The following is a 4,343-nucleotide window of genomic DNA, read 5'->3' as shown; positions in this document are numbered from 1 at the left end:
GGGAACTTATGCCGAGCGGCGGACTATGCCGAGTGGGTTTAGGATTCCTCGGTGCGCCAATGTATTACCGGTAATTGGCTCGGCATAGTTTAGGGCTTGCTACTGAGGGTTCAGGCGGCGAGAATCCCAGCGTGCGAAAAGATATCGATCATTTGCCGCAGCCCCAGCAGGATGAGCTGGCGCGCGCGACGCAGACATTGATGGACGAATTTTCCATCGCGATCTCTCGCGCGACGCAGCCATGGAAGAAGAATGGTAAGGTCCAGAAGATCGTCCTGTTCGGCAGCTATGCGCGCGGCGACTGGGTCGATGAACCGGAGAATGGCTACCAGTCGGATTTTGATTTGCTGATCGTCGTGAGCCATCCGGACCTCACCGACATCGCGGAATACTGGTACGTCGCTGAGGACAAAATCCTGCGCGATCCGGCGATCGGGCGGCCCGTGAACATCATTGTCCATACCCTCGATGAAGTGAACCTGGGGCTGACGCGCGGCGAATACTTCTGGGTCGATATCGCGCAGGATGGGATCGCGCTGTACGAACTGCCCGGCGCTGTGCTCGCCACGCCGCAACCGCTGACCGCGGTGGATGCCTATGAAATGGCGAGCGGCTATTTTGACTTCTGGTTCGAGAAAATCGATCACTCGCTCAAAATCGCGCGGTTCTGCTTGGCCGAAGGCCAAACCAATGACGCTGCGTTCAATCTTCATCAGGCGGTGGAGCGCGCTTACACCTGCTACTTGCTCTCACGCGTCCAATATGTGCCTCGCTCCCACAACATAAAGTTCCTGCGATCGCTGGCTGAGGACAAGGAACCGCGGCTGATCGACAGCTGGCCACGGGCAACCAAGATCGACCGGCGCCGCTTTGAGCTCACCAAACGCGCGTATGTCGATGCCAGGTACTCGAAAAATTACGAGATCAGCCCCGAGGACCTGATGGCCATCATGGTGGCGGTTAGTAGCCTTCGCGACACCGTCGACGCCGTGTCGCGGGAATGGCTCGAGACCCTGCGCCAGAAGGCTGGCCTATAATCCGCCTGGGACCGTTTTACGTCACAGGGCATCAAGGAAGGCCAGCAGCTTGTCCCGCGGTTCGAACCGGGCGGTTCGCTGGGGCTCGAGCGACTTGAGCTTGGCGAGGGCGGCGATCTTCAGCGCGATATGGGCATGGAGGTAAATCTGGGTGGTCTGGATGGACTCATGGCCGAGCCACAATGCGATCACTGAAATATCGACGCCCGCCTGCAGGAGCTCCATCGCCGCGGTGTGTCTGAGAATATGCGGCGTGATCCGCTTTTGCTTGAGTGATGGGCATCGTTCGCACGCCGATTTTACGTACTTGGCGAGGAGGAACTGAACGGCATCGGGGCTGAGACGACCGCCGTGAATGTTGGGGAACAGAGCCGTCGTGTTGCATCGTAATGGCTCGTTCAACCAGGCTTTGAGTGCCCTACGCGCGTAGCTGGTGAGCGGCGTGCGCCGTTCCTTGCGACCTTTGCCGGTACAGAAAATATGTGCCCCGGTGCCAAGCGTAACGGCATCGCGGTCGAGGCCGGTTAGCTCGGAGAGGCGCAAGCCGGTCTGAACGGCGAGGAGCAGCAGCGTGTAATCGCGGCGGCCGAGCCAGGTCGCTCTATTGGGGGTGGCGAGGATCGCTTCGATCTCGGCGCGCGACAGGAAATGAACCTCACGCTTCTCGCAGAGCTTGCCGGGAATGGCGAGGATCCGCTGGATCTGTGCGCTATGGGCGGGCTCTTCAAACGCGACGTACCGGAAGAAGGCGCGGATCGCGGTCAGCCTGAGGTTGCGGGTGTTGGTAGTGGCGGCGCGGCTGGCTTCGAGATCGTCGAGAAAGGCGATGATGAATGGCGCCTCGAGATCGGCGAGCTCAAGGCTCGATGGCGCCTTATGCAAGGCCTTCTGCGCGAACCTGAACAGCAGTCGAAACGTATCGCGGTAGGAGGCGACCGTGTGGGGACTGACGCCACGTTGATGGATCAGGCGCTGAGTAAAGAAGCGTTCGATCAGCGCGGGAAGCGGGGTGACGATGGTCATGACATCATCTCCCACCGCGCTTCGAGCCTCAGTGCAGCGTGCTCCATGAGCTCGGGACAGGCCGACAAATACCAATAGGTATCGCGAACATGGCTGTGGCCCAGATAGGTGGAGAGTTGCGGCAGGCGTTGCTCGACATCGTCGCCGGCACGATACCAGCGCAAGAGCGTCAAAACCGCATAACGATGGCGCAGGTCGTGAATGCGCGGACCCGTGGCAGCGTCGCCGTCGCGCAGGCCGATCTGTCGCGACACCGCGCAGAATGCGAGGTGGATGCCTTGATGGTAGATGCGACCGCCCCGATCGCCTGTGAAGAAATAGGCGCTGGCCCGTCTTTGGCGATGCGCATCACGCCGGGCCGTGTAGTCGTTCAGCGCGGCAACCGTCGTCGGGTGGATGGGAACGATGCGCGATTTACCGAACTTGGTGTCGCGAATGGTCAGGACGCCGCTGTCCAGATCGACATCATCGCGCTTTAGCCGAAGCGCTTCACTGATCCGCAACCCGGTGACGGCGAGGAGTCCGAAAACGACATAATAGCTCCAGCGACGCAAACTGGCGGCCGGTGGCAGTGACAGCATCGCTTCAAGCAACCTGCGAACTTGCGCCTCGGAATAGATATAGGGAGCGCGGCGCCGTCTTGGCGCAAGCATGCCGGTTGGCGGGATCTCGGTGCGCGGTTCGGTAATCGAAACATGGCGGGCAAACCCGCGCAATGCAGAAAGGCGATCTGGCCAGGATCGGGGGCCGCCGCTCTGGGTAGCCCAGTCCAGGGCGAGCCTGACGGTGATGACCTCCGCTGCTTGCCGCTCCATGTACGCAACGAAACCGTTCAGGATGCGGCCCTGTGTTATGAGCTTGAAGCCGAATGCTCGGCGGATGCTCAGGTAACGCGCGAGGGCGTCGGAAAGCGGGCTCATCGTACACCTCCCGGCCATGGCAGGCTCAGCGTCCGCAGGCTCGCCAGGTCGACCTTCGCGTAGATGCGGGTGGTATCGTGATCCTGGTGGCGCAGGACCTGCCCGATCTGGGTGAGGGTCGCGCCCGAGCGCAACAGCTCGGTTGCCAGGCTATGGCGGAGTACATGCGCGCCGTGATGGGCAAGGCCACCGATACCGGCGCTCTTGAGCGCGCGCCTAGCTATGCCAGAAATGCCCGTCGCCGATGGAAACCCGACATAGGCTGGGCAAGCCCGCAGGAAAACCTGGCGGCTATCAGATGACGGGCGACCGTCGCGCAAATAGTCGACGATGGCGGCAGCGATATCGGGAGGCAGTGGCATGGTCGCCGCTCGTCTTCCCTTGCCATGGATACGAAACTGACCGGCGCGCCAATCGATGTCGTCGAGCGTCAGCGTCGCGACTTCCTTGGCGCGCAACCCAAGCTTTGCGAGCAGCATGAGCACAGCATAATCACGTCGGCCAACGGCGGTGTGGCGATCACAGCTTTGGAATACCCGCTGAAGCTGGGCGACCGTGAGATAGGTCGGCAGCCCGGTCAGGTTCCACTTTTTTATCGACGGAACGCAGGCTGCGAGATCGGTCGCCACCAATCCCTCGACATGAAGGTATCGCAGAAATGATCGAACGCGCGCACACATGATCCCGGCCGTTGCCGGGCTGCCGTCACGAGCATGCTGCTCGACATAGCCAATGACAACGCCCGGCGTCAGCTCGGCGAGATGATCCACGTGCGATATTGACGTTGCACGCAAGAACGGCCGCACGAAATAAACATAGGCCTCGGCCGATGTTGGACTGAGGCCGCGCCTGTGCTCCAGATAGCCGCGAAAACCTTCGAGAATCTGGTCCGCTCCATTGAGCACGGCCGGCAACCGAGCGGCAATGACCTGTGCCTCGCGAAGCACCGCGATCAGTCTGGTCATCGCCGAACGGTCACCGCTGCGCAGCGGGTGGCGGCGCGCCTGAAACTTCAGAAACCGCCCCACGAGGCGCTCATTGATGGCGCGAGGATCGACATCATGATCGGCCAGCCACCGGCTAAAAAGAATAAGCAGGTGGAGCGCGCTGCCGGCGTGATCCTTGTGATAACCGTCGCGGAGCAGGCGATCTGTATAGAGGTCGACCCAGTCTCCGAGCGGTCCCGCTCTCAGGCGCCGCACGAGACGACTGCGGCTCAAATGTTCTTCAAGGGTCATCGCTTCCTCCTCTTCGCAAAGTGCTGAGGAGAAAGCCTAAACTATGCCGAGCCAATTACCGGTAATACATTGGCGCACCGAGGAATCCTAAACCCACTCGGCATAGTCCGCCGCTCGGCATAAGT

Annotated in this window: 5 protein-coding genes; 2 read left to right on the top strand and 3 right to left on the bottom strand. The window is 60.9% G+C overall.

What is annotated here, in order from left to right; genetic code table 11:
• The first annotated feature begins 131 nt into the window (after positions 1 to 131).
• A complete protein-coding gene (locus tag IEX32_RS20115; protein WP_188773315.1) occupies positions 132 to 1,037 on the top strand; it encodes a HEPN domain-containing protein in 906 nt (301 codons plus the stop codon).
• Between the two features lie 21 nt (positions 1,038 to 1,058).
• On the opposite strand, the gene IEX32_RS20110 is transcribed toward IEX32_RS20115, so the two are convergent.
• From IEX32_RS20110 to IEX32_RS20100, 3 genes are read right to left on the bottom strand one after another with little or no spacing between them, the layout of a single operon-like run.
• Positions 1,059 to 2,060, bottom strand: a complete 1,002-nt coding sequence (locus IEX32_RS20110) for a tyrosine-type recombinase/integrase (protein ID WP_188773314.1) — start codon at positions 2,058 to 2,060, stop codon at positions 1,059 to 1,061.
• Positions 2,057 to 2,980 carry a tyrosine-type recombinase/integrase gene (locus tag IEX32_RS20105; protein ID WP_188773313.1) on the bottom strand — a complete coding sequence of 308 codons (924 nt, stop codon included), beginning with the start codon at positions 2,978 to 2,980 and terminating at the stop codon, positions 2,057 to 2,059. The genes IEX32_RS20110 and IEX32_RS20105 overlap by 4 nt, the downstream gene beginning before the upstream one ends.
• Positions 2,977 to 3,945 carry a site-specific integrase gene (locus IEX32_RS20100; protein WP_229736532.1) on the bottom strand — a complete coding sequence of 323 codons (969 nt, stop codon included), beginning with the start codon at positions 3,943 to 3,945 and terminating at the stop codon, positions 2,977 to 2,979. The genes IEX32_RS20105 and IEX32_RS20100 overlap by 4 nt, the downstream gene beginning before the upstream one ends.
• Between IEX32_RS20100 and IEX32_RS20840 the strand changes: the two genes are divergently transcribed.
• Positions 3,832 to 4,245, top strand: coding sequence for a hypothetical protein (locus IEX32_RS20840; RefSeq protein ID WP_229736533.1), 414 nt, complete (start codon positions 3,832 to 3,834; stop codon positions 4,243 to 4,245). The genes IEX32_RS20100 and IEX32_RS20840 overlap by 114 nt on opposite strands.
• Positions 4,246 to 4,343 lie beyond the last annotated feature (98 nt).

It is taken from the genome of Novosphingobium endophyticum, assembly GCF_014640675.1.
Classification (GTDB): domain Bacteria; phylum Pseudomonadota; class Alphaproteobacteria; order Sphingomonadales; family Sphingomonadaceae; genus Novosphingobium; species Novosphingobium endophyticum.
This window is presented reverse-complemented; position numbering and strand designations above follow the sequence as displayed.